The sequence below is a fragment of the Arthrobacter sp. S39 genome (assembly GCF_004320525.1).
Lineage (GTDB): Bacteria > Actinomycetota > Actinomycetes > Actinomycetales > Micrococcaceae > Arthrobacter.
Genome location: NZ_SIHX01000018.1, coordinates 1 through 26,198, shown reverse-complemented (window position 1 = coordinate 26,198; position 26,198 = coordinate 1). Strand labels below are relative to the sequence as shown.

23 protein-coding genes are annotated in these 26,198 nt (G+C 58.9%); 16 read left to right on the top strand and 7 right to left on the bottom strand.

From position 1 onward, the window contains the following. Nucleotides 1-18: 18 nt before the first annotated feature. The 3 genes from cysC to EYS21_RS21660 all read right to left on the bottom strand — a co-directional run bounded on the left by cysC (nucleotide 19) and on the right by EYS21_RS21660 (nucleotide 3,508). Nucleotides 19-600 (bottom strand): adenylyl-sulfate kinase, encoded by a 582-nt coding sequence (cysC, locus tag EYS21_RS21670; RefSeq protein WP_131135316.1) that lies wholly within the window; start codon nucleotides 598-600, stop codon nucleotides 19-21. A gap of 684 nt (nucleotides 601-1,284) precedes the next feature. After that, entirely contained in the window at nucleotides 1,285-2,148 is an 864-nt protein-coding gene (locus tag EYS21_RS21665; protein ID WP_131135315.1) for a DUF1805 domain-containing protein, read from the bottom strand. A gap of 73 nt (nucleotides 2,149-2,221) precedes the next feature. After that, entirely contained in the window at nucleotides 2,222-3,508 is a 1,287-nt protein-coding gene (locus EYS21_RS21660) for an aminotransferase class III-fold pyridoxal phosphate-dependent enzyme (protein WP_207307852.1), read from the bottom strand. Between the two features lie 359 nt (nucleotides 3,509-3,867). Between EYS21_RS21660 and EYS21_RS21655 the strand changes: the two genes are divergently transcribed. Beyond that, complete coding sequence (locus EYS21_RS21655; RefSeq protein WP_165478377.1) at nucleotides 3,868-4,653, top strand: SDR family NAD(P)-dependent oxidoreductase; 786 nt, start codon at nucleotides 3,868-3,870, stop codon at nucleotides 4,651-4,653. Continuing rightward, nucleotides 4,650-5,528, top strand: a complete 879-nt coding sequence (locus tag EYS21_RS21650) for an aldo/keto reductase (protein WP_131135313.1) — start codon at nucleotides 4,650-4,652, stop codon at nucleotides 5,526-5,528. Before EYS21_RS21655 ends, EYS21_RS21650 begins: the two co-directional genes overlap by 4 nt. A gap of 1,106 nt (nucleotides 5,529-6,634) precedes the next feature. Here EYS21_RS21650 and EYS21_RS21645 read toward each other — a convergent pair. Both EYS21_RS21645 and EYS21_RS21640 read right to left on the bottom strand, forming a co-directional pair. Further along, nucleotides 6,635-8,443, bottom strand: coding sequence for a hydantoinase B/oxoprolinase family protein (locus EYS21_RS21645; protein ID WP_165478376.1), 1,809 nt, complete (start codon nucleotides 8,441-8,443; stop codon nucleotides 6,635-6,637). Continuing rightward, nucleotides 8,436-10,583: a hydantoinase/oxoprolinase family protein gene (locus EYS21_RS21640; RefSeq protein ID WP_131135311.1), complete on the bottom strand. Its 2,148-nt coding sequence runs from the start codon at nucleotides 10,581-10,583 to the stop codon at nucleotides 8,436-8,438. Before EYS21_RS21640 ends, EYS21_RS21645 begins: the two co-directional genes overlap by 8 nt. Nucleotides 10,584-11,015: 432 nt before the next feature. On the opposite strand from EYS21_RS21640, the gene EYS21_RS21635 reads away from it, so the two are divergent. Genes EYS21_RS21635 through EYS21_RS21625 form a run of 3 tightly spaced genes read left to right on the top strand, consistent with a single transcriptional unit; the run spans nucleotide 11,016 to nucleotide 14,598 of the window. After that, nucleotides 11,016-11,921, top strand: a complete 906-nt coding sequence (locus EYS21_RS21635) for a substrate-binding domain-containing protein (protein WP_165478375.1) — start codon at nucleotides 11,016-11,018, stop codon at nucleotides 11,919-11,921. 29 nt (nucleotides 11,922-11,950) lie between these two features. Then, complete coding sequence (locus EYS21_RS21630) at nucleotides 11,951-13,537, top strand: sugar ABC transporter ATP-binding protein (RefSeq protein ID WP_131135309.1); 1,587 nt, start codon at nucleotides 11,951-11,953, stop codon at nucleotides 13,535-13,537. A 56-nt stretch (nucleotides 13,538-13,593) separates the two neighbouring features. Further along, the gene (locus tag EYS21_RS21625) at nucleotides 13,594-14,598 is read left to right on the top strand and encodes an ABC transporter permease (protein ID WP_131135308.1); all 1,005 of its coding nucleotides are present in this window, start codon (nucleotides 13,594-13,596) and stop codon (nucleotides 14,596-14,598) included. Between the two features lie 67 nt (nucleotides 14,599-14,665). Here EYS21_RS21625 and EYS21_RS21620 read toward each other — a convergent pair whose 3' ends face one another. Beyond that, a complete protein-coding gene (locus EYS21_RS21620; protein WP_131135307.1) occupies nucleotides 14,666-15,376 on the bottom strand; it encodes a GntR family transcriptional regulator in 711 nt (236 codons plus the stop codon). A gap of 361 nt (nucleotides 15,377-15,737) precedes the next feature. On the opposite strand from EYS21_RS21620, the gene EYS21_RS21615 reads away from it, so the two are divergent. From EYS21_RS21615 to EYS21_RS21575, 9 genes are all read left to right on the top strand, one after another. After that, complete coding sequence (locus EYS21_RS21615) at nucleotides 15,738-16,259, top strand: nuclear transport factor 2 family protein (protein ID WP_131135306.1); 522 nt, start codon at nucleotides 15,738-15,740, stop codon at nucleotides 16,257-16,259. Next, nucleotides 16,256-16,570 (top strand): NIPSNAP family protein, encoded by a 315-nt coding sequence (locus tag EYS21_RS21610; protein ID WP_131135305.1) that lies wholly within the window; start codon nucleotides 16,256-16,258, stop codon nucleotides 16,568-16,570. Before EYS21_RS21615 ends, EYS21_RS21610 begins: the two co-directional genes overlap by 4 nt. Before the next feature lie 68 nt (nucleotides 16,571-16,638). After that, complete coding sequence (locus EYS21_RS21605) at nucleotides 16,639-17,055, top strand: cupin domain-containing protein (RefSeq protein ID WP_131135304.1); 417 nt, start codon at nucleotides 16,639-16,641, stop codon at nucleotides 17,053-17,055. 15 nt (nucleotides 17,056-17,070) lie between these two features. Continuing rightward, the gene (locus tag EYS21_RS21600) at nucleotides 17,071-17,889 is read left to right on the top strand and encodes a fumarylacetoacetate hydrolase family protein (RefSeq protein WP_131135303.1); all 819 of its coding nucleotides are present in this window, start codon (nucleotides 17,071-17,073) and stop codon (nucleotides 17,887-17,889) included. Between the two features lie 34 nt (nucleotides 17,890-17,923). After that, on the top strand, nucleotides 17,924-18,796 hold the full coding sequence (locus EYS21_RS21595) for a hypothetical protein (protein WP_165478374.1): 873 nt from the start codon (nucleotides 17,924-17,926) through the stop codon (nucleotides 18,794-18,796). A 25-nt stretch (nucleotides 18,797-18,821) separates the two neighbouring features. After that, entirely contained in the window at nucleotides 18,822-20,447 is a 1,626-nt protein-coding gene (locus EYS21_RS21590) for an FAD-dependent oxidoreductase (RefSeq protein WP_131135302.1), read from the top strand. A gap of 34 nt (nucleotides 20,448-20,481) precedes the next feature. Further along, nucleotides 20,482-20,967, top strand: coding sequence for a cupin domain-containing protein (locus EYS21_RS21585; RefSeq protein ID WP_131135301.1), 486 nt, complete (start codon nucleotides 20,482-20,484; stop codon nucleotides 20,965-20,967). Between the two features lie 458 nt (nucleotides 20,968-21,425). Further along, nucleotides 21,426-21,818: a hypothetical protein gene (locus tag EYS21_RS21580; RefSeq protein ID WP_131135300.1), complete on the top strand. Its 393-nt coding sequence runs from the start codon at nucleotides 21,426-21,428 to the stop codon at nucleotides 21,816-21,818. Between the two features lie 136 nt (nucleotides 21,819-21,954). After that, entirely contained in the window at nucleotides 21,955-22,173 is a 219-nt protein-coding gene (locus EYS21_RS21575) for a hypothetical protein (RefSeq protein WP_131135299.1), read from the top strand. 1,254 nt (nucleotides 22,174-23,427) lie between these two features. Here EYS21_RS21575 and ald read toward each other — a convergent pair. Beyond that, complete coding sequence (gene ald / locus EYS21_RS21570; RefSeq protein WP_131135298.1) at nucleotides 23,428-24,546, bottom strand: alanine dehydrogenase; 1,119 nt, start codon at nucleotides 24,544-24,546, stop codon at nucleotides 23,428-23,430. Between the two features lie 138 nt (nucleotides 24,547-24,684). On the opposite strand from ald, the gene EYS21_RS21565 reads away from it, so the two are divergent. Both EYS21_RS21565 and EYS21_RS21560 read left to right on the top strand, forming a co-directional pair. After that, on the top strand, nucleotides 24,685-25,167 hold the full coding sequence (locus tag EYS21_RS21565; RefSeq protein ID WP_131135297.1) for an Lrp/AsnC family transcriptional regulator: 483 nt from the start codon (nucleotides 24,685-24,687) through the stop codon (nucleotides 25,165-25,167). Nucleotides 25,168-25,456: 289 nt separating this feature from the next. Beyond that, on the top strand, nucleotides 25,457-26,002 hold the full coding sequence (locus tag EYS21_RS21560) for a CGNR zinc finger domain-containing protein (RefSeq protein ID WP_131135296.1): 546 nt from the start codon (nucleotides 25,457-25,459) through the stop codon (nucleotides 26,000-26,002). Nucleotides 26,003-26,198: the final 196 nt, after the last annotated feature.

Sequence of the window (26,198 nt, the reverse complement as noted above, 5' to 3'; positions counted from 1 at the left end):
GTGGGGGCTCGCCGTGACCTAGTTCGAACCCAGGCTAGATTCTTGTCCAATAAGGTCGGGGCGATCTACCTTGAAGCAAGGCTCAGGAAACCAAAGGCTCTGGATGAGCCCGGCCTGTGCTTTAGGTGGTCCGTGCTGAGCTGTTAGCACCAAATCGGCATTGAGCGGTCGCTGGTATGTGTCATTGATGCCGGTAAGGTTTGAAATTCTGCCGGACCTGGCTTCAGCGTAGAGTCCCTTGGCATCGCGATGCACGCAGACTTCAAGAGGCGTATCGACAAAGACTTCATGAAACCTCACCCCCGCACTTTCATGGCGTCTTCTGACTTCGTCGCGCGCATCGCGATACGGACTGACCATGGCTACGATGCAAACGATTCCGGCTTCTACCATCATGAGCGATACCTCTCCGGCCCTTCTGACGCTCTCATTGCGATCCTTCGGGGAGAATGACAAGTCTGAATTGAGACTTTGTCGGAGCCTGTCTCCGTCCAGAATGTATGCTGGCCGTCCATTGATGATCAGAGCGTTCGCGATCTCGTGAGCCAGCGTGGTTTTACCCGCCGAGGGCAGTCCCGTCAGCCAAATCGTTGTCGACACTGGGAGCTCCTACTCTGCACAGTCAACCGGAGGGTTGGGCCGGCTAGCCCAATCGTATCGTCAGCATTGGATCGGTTGCGCCTGACAAGCTGACGTTGAGTTGCGCCAAGTGTCCAAGCTCCGTGTTCGGGTTGGTTCGCGGGATCGGACACCTGTTCCAAAGCCGCAGTCCCCGTTACGCTTTCGACTCTGCTCGGACATTACAGAACCAGGCCCGCGAGAACGTTCGACTTGTGGAACGCTGCCACGGCCCCGCGCGGGCTTACGGCAGGCGGACCCCGCCACCGAAGCTCCGGTCAACCGTTATTTGACCGGATCTTCGTCCAATTGAGGATTTCCCGGTCGCACGTCAGCCGTTGGCCGCGGCCCTTCGGTCGGCGACGGGGCCGCAGGCGAAAAACCTCGGTGTCGGGCGACATCGGGCACAGGGGAGTGTGCCCTTCGTGTTCGTGGGTTCTTTTTGTCAGATTTGCATCTGAGACGGCCCAGCCTGAGTGTCCAGGAATCAACTATTTGAGCCTATCCTGACGAGGTGGGAGGGCATTCCTGACGTCAAGAATGGGTGTAGCCCAACCTGACGACTGCGGACATGCCAGAAGCCCACAACAAGCCGCTGGCACACATGGACGAGCGACCTACGATAGAATCCGAGATCGCTCGTCCATGGCTGCCTTCTAAGCAGAACTACATCTCTGTGGGACGGGTTCCATCAAGTAGGATTTTCGCTGCTTCTCGGGCAGGCTGGCCGATAAGGACGCCCCTTGCCCGCGCTGATGCGTTGGCTGCCGAGATGATTCCGTCCTCGTAAGTGCTCAGAGCGTCGCCGATTCGTGCACTTTCCGTCGATACAGCTGCCGCGGCGATCCCGTGCGCCTCAAGTTCGTCAAGCCCTTCAATGCCTGAATTGTCTAGTCCAAAGCCGGCATCATTGCAGATGACGCCTCGCGGGGAAGTGCGCAGTACGTACAAGGCCATCACTTTCGCCCCATGGGATGCAACAACGAGAACGTCACGTGAAAGATCACCGGTTATGCGCGACGAGGACCATACCGCGTAGATGTTCCCGTGAGGCGTCTCGACGACTGTGTAGACATTTTCGTCGATGACCCCCTCGACATCGTGCGGCGTGCCCAGGGGGGCGTCTAGCATTATCAGCGCCGCCTCCTCGCCGGTTTGCCCTGGTCGCACGCCGACCGACCAGGCAGTCTCGTTTGCGTGGCTGACTCGGCCGGTTAGCAACGAGTCGCCGTCTGACAGCCCCGCTTCGCGGGTGGCAATGGCGGCTGCGGGCACGCCGTACTTGTCGGCTAGCGGCAGCCCAGCTATTCCTGCTTGGTCTTTTCCTGGGCCGGCCGCGTGTGCGATCCACCCGCGTGCTCCCTGGCGCACAGGAAGAATACCAGTTGGTGCGCCCGCAAAGGACGCACCGAGCACAACGGCATCAGCGAGGTCGTTGTCGAACTCAAAAGATGTGAGCGAGTTGCCGACCAGGATCCGCCCCCGTGGATCCTTAAAATGGAGGCGGTAGGCGAGAGTAGCGTCACCCATAATGGTTGTGACCTTCTTTCAATTGGTTGGGCGCGAAAACTATTGGTTTCCCGTATTGCAGCCTTAACTACAGTTACAGGCCTGCAATGCCAAAGGCGATTGCATCAACGATCTCGTCGATATGCTGGTCTTCGAGGACGAATGGAGGTGACACGGCAATCTCGTTGCCGGACAGGGCCCGGACGAGGACGCCCTTTTTTCTCGCGGCGAGGACTACTGGTTCGAGATTGATCTCGGGATCGAACTTTACGGCTGCGAGGAGACCGTGCCCTGCGCGCACCTCGATGACGCCCGTGCCGCCTGCGAGTGAGTGGACGCCGGCGTCCAGCGCTTTTCCAAGCGTCTTGACCCGCTCCACAAGCCCCATCTCGTCGATAAGATCAATGTTCGCTTCTGCGACCGCGCAAGCCGTGTTATGGCCAGCGTAAGTCAGCCCGTGGCGGAACACCGGGGCATCCGGACCGGAGAAAAAACGATCCCACACACGCCGGGCCACCTGCACTCCGCCGAGCGGCAGATAGCCGGACGTGATCCCTTTAGCCATGGTGATCATGTCGGCATCAATTCCGAAACGGTCGGTGCCCCAGTAATCCCCGGTGCGTCCAAATCCCGTACTGATTTCGTCGACGATGATCAGGAACTCGTGCTTGCGCGCGAGCTTATTGAGCTTGGCAAAGTAGCCGTCCGGCGGAGCAAGGATTCCCCCCGATCCGATAATCGGTTCGGTGATGAAGGCGGCGATGTTCTCCGCGCCGAGCTCCTCCATGAGACGCTCCACCTCGTCTATGTCGTCCCAGGGCACGCGAAGGGTTTCAGGGATAAGGGATTCAACACCGTAGCCCTCACGGTTGAATTGCAGGCCAGCGAGACTAGTGCCGAACGCGTGCAGCCCGTGATAGGCGCGATCCCGGAACAGAATGTATTTCTTGTCGTAGCGGCCCTCGAGCTGCCAGTGCAATCGGGCGAGCTTGCACGCCGTTTCGATGGAGTCTGAGCCTCCACTGGTAAAGAATATTTTGGCGTCGCTAAGCGGGCTGAGATCACGCACTCGGGACGCAAGACGCTCCGCAGGCTCGCCAACGAAGTGCCCATGGTTGTGATAAAACTCTAGTTTCTCCATCTGGGCACGGGCGGCCTCAACGAGCTTGGGCTGCGCGTGTCCGACATTGCAGAGGAACAGTGCAGCTGTCCCATCGAGCAGTCGATTTCCTTCGCTGTCGATAACGTAGGGCCCCTCACCGCTGACGATCTTAATCGTACTTTCGATTGCCGTCGGCATATGAGCCTGAGAACGCCAGTGGGCTGTGTGCGCGTACTCCCCAGTCGTGGGCCGCATTATCTGTTCGGACGCGAGGACCACAGTGTCTCCTTCTTTCGACATTCATTGGATATGCCTGGCGGTTCTCGAGAAAGGAATCACCCCGACTACCGCTCGCCAAAGCCGTAGCGGCGAGCTACGTTTGCTACAGACACATAGAAAGTGTACAACAATCTGACGTTCAATCGCCGCCCCAAGCAAAACAAGATTTTGCGCCTCCTTGGCTCACTTGCGGCCATTTTTCAGGCTAAGCGTCAAGCAGCCTCGGGTTCGAAGGCCCCTAGTCTTGGGTCGCGAACGATATCAACCTCAATCCTCCCAGTGGGATGTTCCACAATATAGACTGTCCTCGGTGTGTGATTTGGTACACCACTACCGTCACCGTGGGGATAGGAGAAAGCATGTCTGAAAAGGATCGTGTAGTTGTCATAACAGGTGCTGGCGGAGGAATGGGGAGTATTGCCGCACATGCGTTTGCCGCCTCTGGAAATCGTCTCGTGCTTGCTGACCTTGCCCTGGACCGGCTCGAAGAAGTCGCTGCGGAACTGCGTGCAATTCATACTGGAGCCGAGATCCTCACCATCCCGCTGAATATCGCGGATGAAGAGTCTGTCGCCGCGGCTGCCGCATCCGTTCGCGCGTGGGCGGGTAGGGTCGATGTCTTGGCCAACATCGCCGGAACTGAGCAGAGCGGCACAGCAGTCGTCGACATGACTACTGCTGAGTGGGACCGCGTGCATAACATCAATCTCCGCGGCCTGTTCTTCATGTGCAGGGCGTTCGTTCCACTTATGCCACACCATTCAAATGCCGCGATCGTTAATATCGCATCGTGGTGGGGTCGACGGGCGCACGGTCTCTATTCCGCCTACTGCACGTCGAAGGCAGGTGTCATCTTCTTTACACAGAGCCTCGCAATGGAGCTCGCCGAGTTGGGTATCCGCGTGAACGCTGTCGCTCCAGGAAACATCAATACGCGGATGTTGCAGTCGGTGATGAAGAAGTACGCGCAGGAGCTGGGCATGAGCTATGAGGAGCTCATGGCGGAAGAGAATTCCAAGATTCCACTGCACAAGCCGGGCGAGCCGGAGGATATTGTTGACGCGATCGAGTTCTTATCCTCGGACCGTGCATCCTACATCACCGGCGCTACGCTGGACGTCAACGGGGGAGTGGCACTCACGTGAGCAAAAGCGAGGCGACGTCAGGGGTACCTCCGATTCCGCTCAAATCCGGTCACACTATTCCTCAGATCGGATTCGGTGTATGGCAGATAGCGCCGTCCGATACAGCCCGCGTCGTGTCAGAAGCGTTGAGTGTAGGTTACCGTCACATCGACACGGCGCCTGTCTACGGTAACGAACCTGGAGTGGGACAGGCGGTGGCCGCAAGTGGTTTGGACCGTGACGAAGTGTTCATTACGACGAAACTATGGAACGACCAGCAATCCGGAGACAATCCCAAGACTGCGCTGTACCGGAGTCTCGATGACTTATCGGTTGACTACGTAGACCTATACCTCATTCATTGGCCTATGCCTGAGGTTGGGACGTATCTGAACGCGTGGGAAAAGCTGATAGAGCTGCGCGATATGGGTTTAACTCGATCAATCGGTGTTTCTAACCACCTTCCGGCGCATCTAGATAGATTGGTGGCCGAGACGGGGGTCGTTCCGGACATCAACCAAATTGAACTGCACCCAGCCCATCAACAGCAGGAGGTGCAGGCTTGGGCGAGTGCCCACGGTACGCGCGTGGAATCTTGGGGTCCGCTTGGGCAGGGAAAGTACCCGTTGCTCCAGTCAGAGTCGGTGCGAGCTGCTGCCGAGGCGCACGGCATCTCGAGCGCCCAGGTCGTCATTCGATGGCATCTACAGAACGGCCTCATTCTTTTCCCGAAGTCGTCACGGCGTGAACGCATGATAGAGAACCTGAATGTTTTCAAGTTCGAACTATCTGCTGAAGAAATGGCTGCGATCGACGCGATGGATCACCCCGACGGGTCTGGCCGGGTTGGTAGTGATCCTCTTCTGTTCAATGATGGAGTAGTACCTGACTCCTAAGCATCCCAGGCCCATAAGTAAGCCCCAGTGGGCTCCCCTTGAGCTGGACCGCTGCCGCAGGCTGAATCTGAGAAAGTAGCGTGGCCGCGTGTCTCGGCACAATCGAACAGAATTGCGCTACCAATAGCCTTGCCGACCCGTCAGGTTGGTGACATTGGGTTTGATTTGAGGCAATAGGAGGACCTCCGGGTGTTGTGTGGTGCTTGTCGAGAGCGGACATAAACCAGGAGGTCCTCGTGTCCCACCCTAAATGAGTTATAGCTCATGGGGCGTCTGCAGTTGGCCCACATAATATTGCTTGATGGCTGGTCCTTGTGCCGAGCCGCGCAAAGGTTCCATGTTTCTGTTCCGCCGTCGTACGCTGATCGCGCCGTTACCGAGAGCTGGTGGATGCGGGGCTGGAGGCCGAAGGAGCCAGCCACTGCACCTTTATTATTATCTTCCCGTCCACCGCATACAGACTCGCAACCTCTGCCCGCCGCTTTCGTTTCACCGATCCGGCGACCGGGGTATCAGTCCACGGCCGGGAGTGCGCCGCGGCACGAATATGCCCGCTCGGGCGAAATGAGTCACGTTGACATTAAAGAAGCTCGGTCGGATCCCCAACGGAAGCATGCATAGATCGACAGGCGGGTGCAGGACAAGGCGAACTCCAGGGCCCAAACACCGCGGCAAAGTACCGGGCTACTCGTTCATACTCCACGCAGCTGATGACCGTTCCCGGTCCGCCTTTGGAACTCCTGCCGACGAAAACCCAGAAAGCCGCCTCGGCGTTCATGCGCAATGCAGGGCAATGGCCGATTTTTGCGGCGCAAAGACGTGAAAATCCAGAGGGTGCTCACGGCCAACTGCTCCTGATCCTGCTCCGCGCTCCCGCGCCTTCACCTCAGTCCTCGTAGAAGCCGGAACCAAACAAAAAGTCGAGCGTTACAATCAACACAGGCCCCACACCGCATTCAAGGCGCCTCACTCGCCAGCCCCCATCACCAACCAACCGGGATAGTCCAATTAGATGAGGCACAAAACTGCTCCTCGGCGTTGGACGTGAATTTTCCGGCCCATTCCGAGGAGCAGTTCATTGTGAGCGGGGACCACCGATTGGTAGTTTAGCCACGCATACTGGAGCGCAGGCTTACAGTCTCTTCAGGCAAGAACCGCAGGGTGTTCTCTTCGAGCACGCCCACCAGTGCCACGCCGTAAATAGACCGGGCGCGCTCGGCGGTTTCGTAGCCTTCGACCACGTCTGCGAGCACTCGGGCTGGCTCGCGGTCCAGCGGATCACCGTATCCACCCCCGCCGTTATCTATCGAGCGCACTCGGTATCCTGCGTCCAGCGCCAGCAGCGACAGGCCAGGAAGCGGCTTTTCTGAGCCGTCGGGGGCAACGACGAACATCTGGGCGGCCCCCCCAGCGTGACCGCCGTGCACTCCTGCGGGAGGGTGAACCATGCCGTCAGCGGCCACGGCCAACTCCATCTCTGAGAAGCGGGGTCCATAAGTGATTTCCTGCCCAGGTGCCCCGCGGAACTTTCCCGCGCCACCGGAGCCGGGAACGATGCGCACAGACTCGATCCGGACCGGATACTTGCTCTCAACGACCTCAATACTGTCGCGTAACAGCATTCCGTTCACCCCGCCGCCACCGAAGTTGATCCAGCCGTCAACGCGGGCAGTGGCTGGGCCGCCGCCGAAGGCGGAGAACAGCTGATTCACATAGAACCTGTCACCGAACCGACGATCGTGTCCGGAAATCACTCCCCATGCCGCTGACATACCCGATGCGCCGGCACCCGAGCCGAGGCCGTATGCGATATTCGCGAATGCGCATTGGACTGCGCCAATAAGGCGGTAGAGCAAGTTCGTAGTTGCGAGCGAGGCACTGTGAGGGAATGCGGCTTTACCGACAGCCGCACCTTCTCTCATCTTGACCTCGATCCGACGGAAGCTACCGCCAGTGATCGGTACCTGTTTCGGGAGCGAGGTCATGACTCCGATGAGTGCGCCAGCGAGGGTGGTCGCTTCTGACAGGTTCAGTCCATTGGGCATGCAGTCGTCGTTGTCCGTCAGGTCAACGATGATCTTACCTTCCTTGGGGTCAATCTCCACGGCGGCATGGATGCGGAAGCCGTCAGGCATCAGGCCTGGTGCAGGATCGTGACGCACTTCGTATTCGGCGCGTCCAGCGGGCAGTTCCCGAATGGCGGCGCCCATCATCTCATCGCCATAGTTCGCCATCCATTTCAAGTGACGGAGGATCGTCTGCGCACCGAACCGTTCGGACATTTCGCGGATCCTCTGCTCGCCGAGTCGGATCGCCCCTATCATCGCGCGGTAGTCGGCGTACCACTGATCGGCAGCACGGATGCGCTTACGGCACATCCGGATAATGTCCTCGACGTCCTCGTAGTCGCGCTGGATTTGAGTTGCAGTGAAGATCAGGGCGCCTTCGTTGTAGACGTCCTTAGCGTCGAACATGTACGTCGTCGGTTGACTATTGCCGATATCGGCCTGGTGGGCGAGAAGGGTAAGGGTGAAGCAGTGCACGTCGTCGATAACGACGGGCACCAGCAGAGTGAAATCCGCCGGATGGGTGCATCCTTCGTACGGATCGTTGTGCAGGTAGGCGTCGCCGTTGCGCAGAGTCGGATGGTGACGGCGCAGGGATTCCACTTGCAGGTGTGAGCCGAGAATGTGGATCGGCAGCGAGTTGGCCAGCGAAATGAGCGTCCCGTCGGCCGTCATCAGTGCACCCGACATGTCGCGTGCCACTGAGATGAGGGCGGATCGGGCCGAGTGCATGAGCGCGTCGTTCATCTCCCGGTTGATGGCATTCAGACGGTGCGAGATCACCGTCGCAAGGATAGGGTCGATGACGTCGTCGGTGCGCGTCGCCGGCGATTCGAGAGTCTCAGACATGGACATTTCCTTCCGCTGGGTGATTAACCGGTGTGCTGGTGTCCTCACCGACGGTGAGGACGAAGTCGCCGTGAGGCGTTACACGTGCAACACTGTCGGGGTAGAGCACAAGGGTGCTGGTGGGGCTGACAAGCGCCGCTGGTCCTGCGACGATTGCCCCCGCGGGAAGGTCGTCCATTGCGAGAATAGGGGTCTCTATCTCCACCGAGCCGAAGTGGCACTTCCGTATCGCCAGCGGTTCGGGGCGGCCATGCCAGGTTCCGGCGGGAGCCGTGGAATTAGAAATGTCGAGGATGCCTCGAGTGACTCCGACCCAGCTGATGAACTCTACGGCACTATCACGGTCGACGAACGTATACTGCTTTTGATGAGCCTCATGGAAAGACTCTACGAGGCGGCCGACGTCCTCCTGGGTTACGCCATGGCCGCCGATTGGCAGCTTGAACTCCACTTCCCATACTTGCCCGGCATAGCGTGCTTCGGCGCGATATTCGCGTTCCCACACAGCGGAGTGCTCTCCGCTTGCCTTCACCGCAAATGCATCCAAGCGCTCGTCAATGGCAGTGAGCACCTCGTTCACACCTTCCGCGTCGAATGCAACGGAGTTGGTGATCTTCGCCTGTTCGCTGCGGAAGGTAAGGTCCGAGTACTGCATGCCGACGGCACTGAGCACGCCAGCATGCCTGGGCACGATAACTTTCTTAACACCGAGTTCGCGGGCGATCGGCACGATGTTGATGCCCGCCGCACCTCCGCCGGCAACAAGGACACTCTCACGCGGATCAATGCCAGCGTTGATGGTTAAACCATGGATGGCATCGATCATGGATTCGCTCGCGAGTCGAATGATGCCCTCCGCTGTCTGCGGAACGCTTGTGCCGAGCCGCTCGCCGAGCTTCGCGATCGCTTGGCGGGCAGGCTCTACTTCGAGCGTCATCCGGCCGCCGAAGAAGAAATCGGGCTGAAGATAACCGAGGACTGCCGCCGCGTCTGTCACAGTCGGCTCTGTACCGCCCTTGCCGTAACAAATCGGTCCCGGCTCAGACCCTGCACTCCGTGGGCCGACAGATAGAAGACCGCCTTCGTCGACGCTGGCAATTGAGCCGCCGCCGGAACCGATGCTCTTGATGTTCACGGTCGCCATCGCGACGAGGTCACCGATACCTTCGGGACCCATCCAGGTGATGCGCGATTGTGCGATTTCGCCATCCTGGATCATTCCGACGTCGAAAGTGGTGCCTCCAGTGTCGACCACCACGACGTCTCCGCGGAATTGTTCCAGCTCGGCGTAACGTCGAGCTGCGACCGGGGCCATCGCCGGGCCGGACTTCATGAGGTATACAGGGTGTGTTATTGCGTGATCAATCGGGACGACACCGCCGGCAGATGTGCAGAGCAGGATCGGCCCACTGAAACCGGCGCGCCGAACTTCCTCCTCGACCGCGCCGAGACTTTCCTCGACAAGCGGCTTGAGTGATGCATCCAGCGCAGTCACCGACGCCCGCCTGTACTCACGCATGATGGGGAGGAGCCTATGCGACAGCGTGTAGGCAACGCCGGGTAGTTCCTCCTCTATGAGCTCTCCGATGCGATGCTCGTGCGCATGATTGGACGGCGCCCAAATGAGCGCGACCGCGATCGCCTCGAACTGCTCCCTTTTGATCCCGCGAAGCGTATCGCGGACTTCAGACTCGTCCAGAGCTCGAACTACGCCGCCCTCCGCGTCAATACGTTCATCAATCTCAAATGTTTGGAGTCGCGGGATATAGGGCCCAGGAAATGGCACGTTGAATTCGAAGGTCTGCTCTTGAGGACGCCCGCCCTCGCGAAACAGCAGCGTGTCTGCGAATCCCTTGGTAATTAGCAGGGCCGTTTTCGCAGTTTTACCCTGAACATAAGCGTTGACGGTATGCGTTGTGCCGTAGACCAGCCTGTCCGCACGTGCGAAGAGTTCGTCTCGGCTGAGGCTGAGACTCTTGGCCGCGTCCTGCACCGCGCCGAAGAATCCGTCGACCAGCCCGCCGTACGTTGTCGGAGCTTTGCCGACCGCCGCGATCGTTCCATCAATGGTCACGACCGCATCGGTGAAGGTACCTCCGGTGTCCACGGAAATGCAGACATTACTCTCATTAGCAATCATTGCAAACAGTTCTCCATCCTGGGAGCAGCGCCCTGATGCGCTCGCTAGTGTGACCGGCGTTACAGCCTGGTGAGTAGATCGTACCCTGTTGCCAATTGTGGAACAAATCTCTATTCTCGGTTTACTGCTTCCCAAGTTTTCCTGCCCCAGACGCCGCGAAAACCAGCAGTTCTGCGGCAAATAAGCGACTCGATGAGTCCAGAGAAATTGAGGTACGAAGTGCGTAATAAACAGATTGGAACGGTCGCAGCAATGGCCGCTGCCAGCTTGATCATCAGCGCCTGTTCCGGGGGGAGTGCGACCCCCGCGGCAGAACAAACCGTCAGGACTGGACCGTGGGAGTACGGGGCAACCGTTACCGCCGAATGGGGAGGGGACGGTACCCCTAGTCAGTGGAAATCGGTAGATGACGGAGCTGGAAAAGGCACCAACATGTGTGTGCTCTTTCCGCACCTGAAGGATCCGACCTGGGTTGCTCAGGCTGAGTCGCTCTACGATGAGGCCAAGCGGACCGGCATCTCCTATGACCTGTTCGAGGCCGGCGGGTACGGGAATCTCTCTACCCAGTTGTCGCAAATGGACGACTGCATCAACTCTGGAAAGTATGACGTTATTGGCTTGAATGCCATTTCAGGGGACGGCGTGTGTTCAACCGTCGAGAAGGCCCTGGATGCAGGGATCGCAGTCATCGACTCGATCAACGGCACCTCGTGCGATGCGACCGTGACCGGCAACCCGAAGTTCCACCAGGTAGCCGCGAAATATTACCAGGTCGCAAAGGCTCTAGGGGACCACATCGCGAAGCAGCCGGGCGAGAAGAAGATACTCGTCTTGGCCGGCCCCGAGGGAGTTACCTGGTCAGACGATTCGATGAAGGGCTTGAAGGACGCCTTCGCCGCGGCCCCGGAAAATGTCATTGTTGCCACGCCTCGGGGCGACACCGACGCGACCAAGCAGCTCGCCTTCGCGTCCGACGCGCTGACAGCAAACCCAGACATCACTGACATCGTATCTGTTGCCGTTGCCTCCAGTGCTGCGATGGTCGCCGTACGAGATGCCGGGCGCGAGGGCGAAATAAAGCAGTACTCGTGGTCCCCGCCGGAGGATGCCTACCTTGCAATTCCCGACGGTACGGTCGCAGCGGTCTCGTCCGACGTGGTTCCTATTCAGCAGCGCATGGTGGTTAACGAGGCGATTCGACTCGTCAAGGGCGAGCTTGACTACAAGACAGTCGCGGCGGAAGGGCTCATTATCACGGCAGACAATTTCGATAAGATTCCTCGCACTGACGTCACCTCGTCGCCAGGTGCTTCCCCTGTCTTCCACTACGCACCTTGACCCACTTGATTTTGGACGAAGGAATTCACATGTTGCCGACGACTACATCGTTTGGAAGCGACACCGCTGAAGGCGCTTTCTCACCGCCGAATTCCGCAGTTCTCGAACTCCGTAGGGCCACCAAGAAGTTCGGGGCGGTCACGGCGTTGACGGATGTATCAATCGAGCTTATGGCCGGCGAGTGTCTTGTCCTTCTTGGCGAGAACGGGGCGGGCAAGTCCACACTCGTCGGTGCCATACTCGGTCGACACCCTCTTACGGAGGGGCAACTACTGATCCGTGGTGAGCAGGTAGAGCACTATAGCCCGCACGCGGCGCGCCAGCACGGCGTGCGTGCGGTCACCCAGGAGTTCAGCCTCTGTGAGAGCCTGCCCGTCTATGCCAATCTTTTCGTCGGCCAGGAACCACAGCGCGCCGGGTTTCTGCGCAAGGGATTTATGCGTACTGAGGCACGACGCCGACTTACTGAAGTGGATGCCACTTTCTCCGAAACTGATGCAGTTTCCGCCCTCACACGGGCGGAGCAACAGCTGGTAGAGATTTGCAAAGCCGTTACGCAAGACTCCGAGCCTGGAGTAATCCTGTTTGACGAGCCTACGGCCGCAATTAGCGCCACGGAAGCGCAAAAGCTGTTCGGTATCATTGATCGTCTCAAGACGACGGGCTGGGCGATCGTTTATATCAGCCACCGGATGGAGGAGTTACGCCGAGTCGGTGACCGCGTGGTGGTGCTCCGGGATGGGCGGCAGGTTTCCACCCATCATCTGGCGGACGTCGACGATAGGCAGCTCATTAATGAGATGGCAGGGCGCGATCTCGATACCGTGCATCCTGCGAAGGCGCAGGAGTCAGAGATTGGCAAACCGGTCTTGTCCGTGGACCAGCTCGCAACTAGCAACGGCAAGGTCTTGGACGTATCCTTCGAGCTCCGTGCGGGCGAAATTCTCGGAATCGGTGGACTCGTTGGTTCAGGCAAGGGCGACGTGGCGAGTGCAATCTTCGGTCTTGAGCCCCTGACTCACGGAAAAATCCACGTCGGAGGGCAACCCGTCTCACGTCCCACGCCACGCACCATGTACCGTCTGGGCTTCGGCTTCCTCGCGGAGGATCGAAAACGTGAAGGCATCCTTCCGGAGACCTCGGTCGCCGCAAACATAATGGTCGAGCGCCTGGCGATCTCACGTACATTTTCCCGTGCTGGCTTCCAGCTCAAGCGGAAGCTGCAGAACGCTGCATCGCATCTCATTAGTGAGTTCGACGTGCGTCCGGCCGGTGCCTTACGGATGCCTATTGGCCAACTCTCTGGCGGCAACCAGCAGAAGGCACTGGTTGCTCGCGCACTGTCCACCCCACGCAAGGTACTCGTTGTCGTTGAACCCACGGCGGGTGTCGACATTGGCTCGCGGATGGAAATCTATCGGCACTTGCGCGCCAAGTGCCAAGAAGAAGGTATCGGCATTCTGCTGGTTTCCTCCGACGTGGAGGAGCTGGTAGGTATGTGCGATCGAGTGGTCGTCATGAATACTGGGCGCATTACCACCGCCTTGATCGGAGCAGATATCACGCCCGACAACATCGTTGCCGCCTCGTTCGGCACCACAGAGGAGAACCACTAGTGACCGCAACGCTTTCCCCCCAAACCAAGAGTGGAGTTGGCTCCGGCCGACGGAGTATGGACTGGCTTATCCTTCAGTTCGGACGTGTCGGCCCTCTTCCGCTGCTTCTCCTCGGCGTCTTCGTGTACTTCGCGACTACAACACCGACCTTTGCAACGTCAAACAACCCCACCGAGCTACTGCAGCGATCCGTTTTCCTCTTGCTGATGGCGATGGGCCAGATGCTGATCCTTGTCTCCGGAGGGTTTGACCTCTCCGTGGCTGCCGTCGTCTCCTTTATGAGTATCGTCAGCTCGCAAGTCATGCTACGCACATACTCCGGAAGCGGAAACGAAGTTACGGCGGTGTTGGTAAGCCTCGCCCTGACGCTGCTGGTCGGCGGCATAATCGGCCTGATAAACGGCATGGGTGTCGCGCTACTAAAGATCAACGCATTCATTGTGACCCTGGCTGCGGCGACCATCCTGGGGGGCCTCACCATCATCGTCTCCGGCGGCATCACCGTAACGGGGCTTCCCACGCTTTTTTCGCGCGTACTCGCCAGCGACGGACCTCTGGGACTTTCGTGGCTGGTGTATCTTACGATCCCCGTGGTAATCGCAATGTTCTTCCTCACGAACAACAGCGTGTTCGGAGCAAACCTGTACGCACTCGGAGACAATCCGGTGGCCGCCCGTATCGCCGGCATCCCTGTGCGACGGGTGACAATCATCGCGTACGTGTTGGGTAGCGTACTCATCGCATACGGCGCCTGGCTGCTGACTGCCCGGATAGGATCAGGGCAGCCGACACTAGGCGCAACCTACACGATGGAGACGATCACCGCTGCCGTAATTGGCGGCGCCTCCCTGCGGGGAGGCCGGGGCACAATCGTAGGTGTTGTACTGGGAGTATTCTTCATGCAGATGTTGACCAATGGTATGAACCTCGCTCGTTTGGATGCGAATTCGCAACAAATCGCGATTGGGGTTGCGCTGGTGTTCGCTGTCCTCATCGATCGACTGCGTGATCGAGCACGTACATACTCGGCTGTTCAGCGCACTCTAGCCTTGGCCGCATGATCGATCCACGGGAAGCAGGTGATCCATTCAAAGGATTCACCCGCTTCCCGTGCATCAGGATTCAAAATTAAATTGGGGCGAGGCTGTTCTGCTTATCCTTTTCCGAGGACGACCAATCCTGGGGCAAGAACGATCGACGCACGTCCTCTCGGGTGGAGAGGACCGCATCACCCACGGCCTTCACGGCACGCTCGGGATCACCGCTGGTGAGGGCATAAAAGATATCAACGTGGCACCGGCACCATGTCTCCCGGTCCCCGAACAGATCGGACATCGAAAGAACGAAAAGTGAAAACTTAAGTTCCTGAGCGAGGCGTTCGTAGTACTCGTTTAGACGTCGGCTTCCCATCAAAGCAACGACCTGAGCGTGGAATTCCAGATCACGCTCCACAATGCTTCGCGGGTCGCCTGCATCCAGCGCAGCCACCAAGGCATTCAGCGCCTTTTCCAAGGCCGCGAAGTCTTTTCCAGGACCGACGGTGCGTGCGGCCGCCGTCTCTAGGTAGAAGCGGGTCAGATGGACGTCCAGGAGGTCCTCCTGAGTGGGTCGCCAGACTACCCAGCCGCGATTTCGCTCATATCGTGAGAGTCCCTGGAATTCCAGCACTGCGAGTGCTCCCCGCACTGTATTGCGGGAGACTTGGAATTCTTGGGCGAGAACACTCTCCTTCAACCGATCTCCGGCAGGTATCACGCCGGTGAGGATCCGATCGGTCAGAGAATCAACGAGCTGGTCGACCGCGATCTTTGTCGAGGCAGCATTCGACCGTTCGCTCATTATCGGCGCTGCAATGAACGGGCGAGCGAACCTGATCGCTGCGCTGAGAAGACCGCATAGCCAAGAATGGTGCTCCTGTCAGCGTCTTTGATCGTGGGGCGATTTCTAAACAATGGCGTCCTCTGCTGTTGGCGTGCGTTGGTCATCATATTCCTTCATCCCGTCGGGATCTCTCATTAGTCCTTTATTTACTGTACTCTCCGTCCAAGATTACCCCCACGCGAAGCATTCTTGCTTCTCCAAAAAAATGTTCTACAATTTTTTCATCCCCGCCGAACGATGAGAGATGCATCACGGCAGCTGCGGAGGCCGGCAACGATGCGTGGCTCCGGATTCGATGACGAAGCAGTGAAGGAAGTACATGGACATGGATATGCGTGAGATTGCGGATCGAATCGAAATACCAGCCACCCTGGCTAGGTACTCGTCAGGTTTGGACACACCCGGGCGTGACTTCAATGAGTGGGACTTGGCGTTCGCCCCTGACGCGGTATTCGTGAACTGGAACGGGCCTGGCTCGGAGATGTCGGCCGAGGAGATGAAACCGTTCCTGACCAAGGACGATCCGGTGTATTCACATCAACATCTGCTAAGCAACGTGCTGATTGTCTCACTGGAGGGAGACACTGCCGCAACCCGCGCCGAGTATCTGCACGTGGGCGTTCACCGCACTTCCGACCCCAAGAAGGCGAACTTCATTTTCAAGGGCGGATTCTACGAAGACGAGCTCATCCGCACCCCTGATGGGTGGCGGATTGTGCGGCACACAATTCATCGTCGCTGGGACCGTTATGAGGTCATCCCGTGGCCGCCCGCAAACACGACATGGGCGCTCACTGACATGTCACTCGAGGTTGATGCCGCGAATGGAGTCAAGGCATGAGTTCGTACGAGCTTCGCATTTATGATGCCGTACCTGGTCGCATGGCTGATCTGTGCTCCCGTTTCCGCGAGCACACACTCGAACTGTTCACGGAGCACGGCATCGAAAGCCTCGGCTACTGGGTTGATGCCCAAGACGCGAACCGGCTCGTCTACCTCCTTCGTCATTCGGACGCCGAGGCAAGCTGGGCGTCCTTCAAAGATGATGAGCGATGGCTGGCCGTAAAGGCAGCCTCGGAGCAGAGTGGCCCTCTCACGACCGGCATAACCAGCATGTTCCTGACCCCGACTGCGTTTTCGTCCATGCAGTGATCGACGGATCGCGCTGAACGGGATCCATTTCGAGATGAGCGTTCCAACTTGAGGAAGGAACACGGAAAGTGCCTTTTCCGAAAGACGCCCTACCAATCCGAACCGACGCCCTGACCGAACTAGCCCTTCTGGCGGACGGTGGCGGAAAGACGGTGCTGCTCGATACGCCGTCCATCTTTGTCGGAATAAAGACCTTTGAGCCAGGCGAGGTCTTCGCCAATCACTTCCATGAGGCTTACGACGAATTTTTTGCGGGGCTGGAAGGAACAGTGACGGTATGGCGCGGACGAAGCAGCCGTTCCGATCTGAGCCAGGGAACGTCCTTGCTTTGCCGCCGGGGAACTCATCACTACCTCCTCAATGAGACTCAACTGCCAGCTCGGATCCTTTTTGCGAAGGTTCCGATGGTCCAGGATGACACGGTCTGGGTCGACTGGGTGCCAGGATGCGATCCCGCAGCCGCCCCCGGTCGAACCGCTAACTAGAAGTAGAGGATATTTATGAGACTGGGGACTGTACGTCGCGAGGGCGGCGGCACCCAAGCGTTCCGTCAGAATGGTGGAACTACCACGTACTTCGACGTCCCCGATGCCGGGGCTCTGCTGGAGCGCTCTGACTGGTCATCGTTGAGTGGGAAACAGGGACCTGAGCCGCTGCCTGAAGAGCTGGCACCTCCAATAACCCGGCCGGGGAAGTTTGTTTGCGCCGGTTTGAACTACTTTGACCACGCCCGCGAGGTCGGAAAGAATGCCCCCGCCTACCCCACGCTTTTCGCCAAAACGACCAATACGCTCTTGGGGGCGCGGGATGACATACAACTGCCCGAAAGAGAGCAGAGCACGCGCGTCGATTGGGAAGCCGAACTCGTGATCGTCATAGGCATGACAGTCCGAAACGCCGCTGCCGATGCCGCCGCCAAGGCAATACTGGGCTACACCGCAATGAATGACGTGTCAGTCCGCGACTGGCAGAAGCGCACCGAGGAATGGTTCCAAGGGAAGAACTTCGATGCAACCTCCCCTGTGGGCCCATTCATCGTCACAGCCGATGAAATAGACCCTGCCGAGGGCCTTTCCGTGCAATGCCTGGTCAATGGAAGCCTTATGCAGAGCGGCCGGACCGACGACATGATCTTCAGTTGCAGGGAACTCGTGGCCTACATCAGCCAGTTCATGACCTTGGAACCGGGAGACCTGATAGCGACAGGAACCCCCGCCGGCGTTGGCGCAGGCAGGACCCCTCAGGAGTTCCTGAAGCCAGGAGACGAACTCATCACCAGGATCGAAGGCGTCGGTGAATTACGTAACTTCTGCCGTTAGGCAGCCAGCGGACACTGAGAAGGAGAAACACCCCATGGCGAGCAAAGGAGCCGTCACAGAGATTGAGAACCGCTTTTTCCCGCAGGAACGCAACGGCAGACGCATTGTTGTTTTGGACTCTGCGACCCACTCGCATGCTCATGCCGCCTCCGCCGAAGCCCGGCCAAACGCTGATGTGGTCGTTAACGCCTCTTATGCTGGAGTGTATTGCGCCCGGTTGCTACAAGAGATGCGGCCTGTGGCGACTATTGGCCTCGATTGCGGTGTCGGCAAGGACGGCGCAGGGATTTCCGGGCTCTGGTACTTCGAAGCCCTCGGCATTCCTGCCGCCGCGGCTGACATTACCGGTGTGGAACACGGCAACGGCGCCGACCTTTACGAAAATGGTTTCATTTCCAAGGTCAACGGCTACGCATACGCTTTGGGCGTTGCCCCCGGGATGGCTGTCAAGGATGCTGGCGATCTCATGTTGGACCAGCCGGTCGACGGTATAGAACTGGACGTAACTAATCGTCAGGTGGTTGAAGAAGGTCTGAATGGCCACAATGTGGTCTGCACAAACTCCATCGCCGATGCCCTGCCGGAAGATTGCAACACCAATGTTCTATGTACTGCCGGACACACCGGCCGATCCGTAATCGAGTACATCACCAAGTTCCGCCCCTACGGCTTCATCTGCTCTGACGGAGCAATGGGGAAGAACAGCTCCGGCATCGCAGCCCTTGGCCCTGCCAATGAGGCCGGAATACCCGGCGCCGCCGTTTCGGCCAACACCGCCCGGATGGGTGATGGCCACTCCACCTATTTCGACGGCATCATCAGCGCCAGCAATGATCTGGCCACCGACGTCGGCGTGCGCGTGGGCATGAGCGCCGTGGAGGCCGCCCGTTTGCTCGTCAACCGCTGACCTCTCCTGACTAAGGAACGTGAAAATGAAGTTTTGGAACCTTCCAAAAAGACATGACGGCACCCACAGCTACGACGTTGTCGTCGTTGGCTCAGGCGCGGTCGGCCTGCTTGCCGCCATCGTCGCCGCGAAGGCCGGCAAAACGGTCGCCGTGCTGGAGAAAGCCCAGTGGTTCGGCGGGACAGCTGCTATCTCCGGCGGCACTCTTTGGGTCCCTAATAATCGCTACATGCTCGAACGCGGGCTGACCGACAGTCGGGAAGACGCCCTAAAGTACCTGCGCAGTATTACCAGGGGACACACCGCCGATGCCGTTCTCGAAGCCGTTGTGGATAGCGGTCCGGCCATGATCGACTTCCTTGCAGAGCACGCCGACCTCTACTTTGCCTCCGTGGATGACTACCCGGATTATCGGCCAGACGTTGAAGGATCGGTTCCGGGAGGGCGGTCCTTAGACCCGGCCTTCTACGACTCCACCAAGCTGGGGTCCCTGAAAGAGGCCCTTCGTCCCGACACTCGTATGCCGTTCTCGATGCAGGAATACGAACAGTGGGTTGCGTTCACGCGTTTTCCTTGGGACAAGCTCCAGGAACGATTGGACGCCGGTTTAGTCTCACGGGGCAACTCGGTGGTGGCACCGCTTTTAAAGGCCGCCGCCGATCTTGGCGTTGTGTTGGTTACCGAATCGCCTGCAGAGAAGCTGCTCACCGAGCACGTACGCGTCACTGGCGTTATTGCCGCCGACACGGAATTCGCGGCCGCCGCCGTAATGTTGGCCTGCGGCGGTTTCGAATGGGACCGGCAGATGGCAAAGGAGTTCCTGGGCGGTCCCGTGATGGCCCTCTGCTCTCCTCCGAACAACACCGGAGACGGCATCCGGATGGCCCAGCGGCTGGGCGCCAAACTTGGCAACATGAGCGAAGCATTTTGGGCCCCCATGGCCATCATTCACGGAGATGAGTCCGAAGGGGAACAGTTAGGCACCCTGATGCGCTTTGAACGTCAGGGCCCGGGCAGCATCATCGTGAACAAACATGGGCAGCGCTTCGTCAACGAGTCGCAGAACTACAACGACATGACCCGGGCATTCCACGCAGTGGACCCAGTCCACCACAACTGGGCACATCTCCCGGCACACATCATCGTGGACGAGGAATACATGGAACAGTATGGCTTCCTCACCTACAGAGCAGGAGATGCCCTGCCTGTATGGCTGCGCTCCGAGGAAACGCTGAACAAGCTGGGGGCCACCCTCGGGCTACCAGAAGGCTCGCTCGAAGTAACTGTAGAACGGTTCAACAATTTCGCCATGGAGGGACGTGACCTTGAATTCGCCCGCGGGGATAACGACTACGACCAGTACTGGGGCGACGGAAGCCGCGGCTACCCCAACCGGTCCCTCGCCCCGCTGCAACGGGGACCCTTCTATGCGGTTGAAATAGTACCGGGCGCCTTTGGCACGAACGGCGGTGTGGTCACTAACGCCGCCGCCGAGGTGCTGGACGTCGACGGGAATCCGATTCCCGGCCTCTACGCCGCCGGCAACACTACCGCCCATCCGGTGGGCGGCGGCTACCCCGGTGCAGGTGGAACGCTGGGCCCCGGTATGACTATGGCCTACCGCGCCGGCCAGTCGCTGGCCAATTCATAACCATCCAACTCCCAACGACTATTAGGAGACAACAATGAGCAACACCCAGACAACGGCCCACTACCGTCTTGAGGGCGACAACACCCAGTACGCAACCGACGGCAGGGTGATTCCGGTGGTGACAAAGTCCGGCCAAGAATACAGTGACACCCGTCAATCCGGAGGCGCGCACCGGGTCTCCGGCGTCAGTATCCAGCACACTCCGGCGACAAAAATCTGGTTCGGGAAGGTCCACAACGATCCCGGCTTCCGCTCCCTTCCCCATCACCACGGCGAAGCAGAAACAGGCGGCTTCGTCTACAAGGGCCACGGGCGCATCTACTACGGCGCGAACTACTCGGAATACGTCGACATGTTTGAAGGCGATTTCGTCTTCGTCCCTCCATTTATGCCCCATGTGGAGGTCAATATGAGCACTACTGAGGAACTCATCTGGCTCACCACGCGCACCCCTGAAAACCTCGTGGTGAACCTGCCCGATGTCGACGACTCTATCCTCGAAGGCTACCGCCGCGCCTGACACTCCAAGCGTATGGCAGCTGCCGGTGATGGGCCGCGAAGCACCGGTACGAACAGCGTGGGGCGGGCTGGGGAGGCCCGCTCCTCCTCAAAACGTCTGCACCGCATTCGGTTGACAGCTTCGCTAGCCACAAAGGCTCTTCGCAGTTAAGCATGGTTGGTCTGGTGCCCGGCAGAGGCACTGACGATCGGTGTTGTTGGGACCGACGACCGGGCCACCGGGGGGCGTGGAGAATGTGGCCCTGGAAGCCGCTGTTTCGTATTTGGCTGCATTGATCGGGAGGTGCGCCGGGCTTGAAGGGCCGCGGAATGTCCGCGCCACAGGCCCATTCCGGCGGCGGACGGTGTGCCTGCGGCGCGGACGTTCTGCGGCGGGACGAACCGCCCGGAAGTCCCCTCCCGGCGTACCAGGAACACTTTCAAAAGACCATCACCCTGAAGAATCCGAAGGACAGATCGATGACCACCACCTCCTTTGACCTGACCCTGACGCACTCAACCTCACCGTTTCAACCCCCGTCGAACCCACCCACTGGTCGGGCCCAAACGACCGCCACCCGCCGTGGCGCTGGAAAGGACGCTTTCGCGCACCTGTCCCGGGACGAATCCCTAGCAATGATTCCGCCGTTGATTCTCGAACTTTCCGGCAGGATCAGTCGCCGGGCTGCACTCCTGGAGGCGTCATGGATTGACCCGACCCAAGGCTCCAACGACTTGGCTGCCCTCGCTTGGATCCTGCAATCTCTGGAAGACGTTGAAGCCACCGTTATTGGTCTGTCAGAAGCCAATCGCCGCCGTTCTGCGGCAATCAAGAGCCCGGACCCTTCTTCTGCCGGACGCCTGATCCCCTAAGTTCCGCTTGGGCGAAGCCGGCGCCTCGGTCAAGTCTCCTGTTGACCAAGCCGGGCGTACCGTTCCTCCCTCGACGCCAGAAAATCTGGCGCTTCCACAGTACTGATCACCGCACTGAGAGTAAGGAATCATCACCATGCACACAACAGCCGGTTGTCTCGTCGTAGCCGTTCAGACCCGAGCAGAACTGGATGCCGCCCTGGATGAAGCGGTGGACCTCCTGCAGCCAGCGGCAATCACTGAACAGGTCGGCATCTCGGTGACGCGGCTGGCCCCGGGCCGCTATGAAGCGCGCCTGAACAGCAAGGTTCCCCCTGGTGTGACACTCGAAAGGTGGGCCAGTGAGCTCCGGTGAGCGGGAGAGGGGTGCCTCCCGGCGCGCGGGCAGCGGCGTGTTTAGTATGGTCTGTCCCGCTGCCCGCCAGGCTGGCTGCTCGCTGCGCACGGCGGCTCTCCAGGCAGGGCTGGGGAGGGCCTAGTTAAGAGAATCGCTGACGGAATGCGATATTGAAATCTGTGAGTTGGCCGGGCCCCGGGCAAAGCTCACCGCCAGGGCCGCAGGGTGTAGATGACACTCGGCGATGAACATGTCTGTCCCACCCCGGCCCGCCCGGCACCGGCATGGTCACTGGGATCGTGGAAGTCACCCGCGACACGCGGACGGGAACGTCCATGTCCGGCTCCTGGACCTGGTTCCCGGACGGTCCGGAAAGGGCCTAGACGGACTGGCTCCAGGAACGCAGCGCGGATTTCACATCGCCGAGATCAGGACGGTGGGGCTGGATCCTTTCCGCGGTTACGAGAACGCGATCCGCCGGACCTGCAGGCCCGGCGCGGAACACCTGACCGAGAAACAGGCTTCCCGACCTGATGCGAAGTTCAGAGCCGGGGACCCGGACCACGAGCACCGAGTGGGTGCCCAAAAGCATGTCGGTTCAGGTCGCTGCTATTGCTGGGTTGGAGGTTCCGATTGTGCCGTCGGCCGCATTGACGTGCGTGATCGCCTCAAACATGGTCACTCACAAGTTCCTCATGTTATGCATAGGCAACCGTTAGCATCCTGGTTTCTGGAGCAAGGTATTCATACATGACTCCAGGGGGAATTTGCCTGATTAATTCAACAGTGAAGGACCAGGGGCTGTACCAGGTGACCAGGATGCCTGAGGATTTGATTGATGCCTCTTCAGAGTGAATTCGTGTAATTTCTCTAGCCACCTAATTATTGGCGGTGAAGGATTTTGGGAGTTCTGTACATGCAGACGCAATAGAGTGTTCCTTCCTCACGACGTCTCCGATTCCTGAAAACGACCGCTTGAGCGGAATTCATTGCTTTCCCACTTGTAATCGACCCACACTTCGAATCCTTCTGTGCGCTCAAAAAGACGCCGGGGTTCGGCTCCATCGCCATATAGCCATAGGATTCGATCGTCGGCCGTTACAGCCTCTACTACACCGCGTCGGACGTCCTGGTCCTGCAATTTGATAATTACTAGTTGACCAACCATCGACTGCCATTTAGGTTGTAAATGAAATGCCATCTGGCGCCACACGTCCTTGCGGGAAAGGGGGCGCCGTGCCTGCTGCTATGAGGCGGACAGGCACGGTCGCATTATCCAACGGTCACATAATCCTGCCAGCCAGCAAGGTCGTATCCATGAGCATCACCGACAGACTTGTTCGTAACTTTTCCGGCCACCACGTTGAGGCCGGCCGCCAAGGCAGGGAGTCGGTCAAAGGCAGCCCTAGCGCCCAAATTGGCCAACGCAGCCGCATAGGGCAGGGTGACGTTCGTCAGTGCGTAGGTGGAAGTGTTTGGAACGGCACCAGGCATGTTGGCGACACAGTAGAAAATAGTTTCGTGGACCTTGTAAGTCGGTTTCTCGTGGGTGGTTGGGCGGGTATCTTCGAAGCAGCCGCCCTGGTCTACAGCGATGTCCACCAGGACCGAGCCCGGTTTCATCCGGGCCACGAGATCGTTGGTGACAAGCTTGGGCGCCTTCGCTCCGGGAATCAACACTGAGCCGATGACGAGATCTGCATCGATAACAGACTTTTCGATCTCGTATGAGTTGGAAGCGAGGGTCTTCAGACGGCCCTTGTACTGGGCGTCGAGTTCACGCAAGCGGTTGATGTTGATGTCCAAGATGGTAACGTCCGCGCCGAGACCCAACGCCATCGCTGCAGCGTTAGTACCGGCCACACCGGCCCCAAGGACGACCACTTTGGCTGGGCGGACGCCGGGAACTCCGCCCAGTAGCACACCCTTGCCGCCGGCAGGAGCCATGAGGGAGGATGCACCCACCTGGACGGAGAGTCGACCGGCAACCTCTGACATCGGAGCGAGCAGCGGGAGCGAGCGGCCCTCTTGGACGGTTTCATAGGCGATTGCCGTGACACCGGAATCAACTAGCGCCTGGGTCAGCTCGGGCTCGGCAGCAAGGTGAAGATAGGTGAAAAGGAGTAGCCCGTCCCGGAAGTGACGATATTCGGGGGCGATAGGTTCCTTAACTTTCATGACCATGTCTGCCCGGGCCCAGGTTTCATCAGCTGTCAGAACTATCTCCGCTCCGGAGAGTGCATATTCCTGGTCGCTAATACCGGAGCCCGTTCCAGCTCCGGTTTCTACAAGCACTTCGTGGCCATTCGCTTTGAGTTCGTGCACGCCTGCAGCCGTGATGGCAACCCGAAACTCGTTGTTTTTGACTTCCTTAGGAACTGAAATAATCAAGTTGGATTCCTTTTTGAGAATTGAGAGTATATGCAGAAAAGCATGGCAGAACGTGCGGCATTTAAGCACCTGGAGTGCATAATCTATGGCAAACTTCTGGAAAATGCCTCATACTTGCAGCTGGAAGGGGTTATGTAGGTGTCCCCTTCGCAGAAACTGCAACGCCTTGCCCTCGACGACATTGACCTAAGGCTTTTGGGTATGCTTTCGGCCAACGCGCGGCAAACCAACCAGTCCTTGGCCGAAGCACTCGGACTCGCGCCTTCAACATGTCTTGCGCGAATCAAGGGACTTAAGAGGGCGGGAATAATAAAGCGCTTCACCATAGAAGTTGACACTGAGATGATGGGAATGCCTCTCCAGGCATTGGTGAGCGTGCGCTTGCGACCCGGAGCTCGCCATCTAATGAATGCCTTCGGCCAAGAACTCCGGGATTTGCCCGAAATCAAGCAATTCTTCGTCTTGGGAGGCGCTGACGATTTCGTTCTCCATATAGTGGCCGAAAACACCGACCACATCCGCCAATTTGTCATAGACCACTTGTCGTCAAATCCAGCAGTGGCTGGCACGCAAACAAACCTTGTGTTCGAGCACGGCAGATGTTCGACGTCAGGGCTGTAAGCACCGGTTGGTCTCCAAAGGGTCGTGATTGCCAACCCAAGCCGGACACGTGCATCTTCCAGCCCGGGTCGAGCAGCTGCCTGATTCCTACGTTGGCCAGGCTGACGCGGGAAAGTCCGAAGACCGCGGAAAAGAAGAGCAATATGCCGAGTCCGGATGCCATGAAACCCCCGCCGGCCATAGGCGTGTGCCGACTCTGGGGGTTCTTGACGGCAGGCACCGCGCCCCGTCAGGAGTAAAGTTGGGTAATGGTCATTACACTATGCTTTTAGCAGCGTTAGGAGTCAAGATGGTTTTTGCCCCTGACACTGAAGTGGCACTGCGAACGGTCGTAAATCTTATTAATTCCGCGGCGAACGGCAGGGAGGCGCTTGCGGCGCAGGCGGACCTGGACAGTTTTTTGGCTGCCGAAGGGTTCTCGGGTTCCAGGACCCGGGACGAGGCGGAGCTGGCGAGCGTCCGGCAGCTTCGGCACCAACTTGCGGCAATGTGGACCGCCGGTGAAGATGCAGCAGTGGATACGATAAACCGGCTCCTGCGCGATGCAAACGCCTTGCCCCAGCTGGTCAAGCATGACGGCTGGGACTGGCACCTCCACGCCACCACCCCCGAAGCCCCACTGGCAGACCGCATTAGCACGGAGGCGGCCATGGCGCTGGCGGACGTCATCCGCGGCAAGGAAATGGACCGGCTGCGCACGTGCGAGGCCGAAGACTGCGACGCCGCCGTGCTGGACCTCAGCCGGAACCGGTCGAAGCGCTACTGCGACACCGGAAATTGCGCCAACCGGATTCACGTGGCTTCCTACCGCGCGCGGCAGGCAGCAGCAAGTTAGCGGCATCTTTATCATGAATCGCCGGCATCCTGACCACGCCGAACACTTCGCCTGGGTGGCCGACAAACCGGCTCTTCGCGGTTCATGGGGAAATGGATTCCCGGATGAGTGTTATGCCGCCGTCCGGACGGCACTTCTCATGAGGATAACGGATTTGTAATTGCCGGGGTTGCGGTAGCCGCGGGCGGTGCGTTTG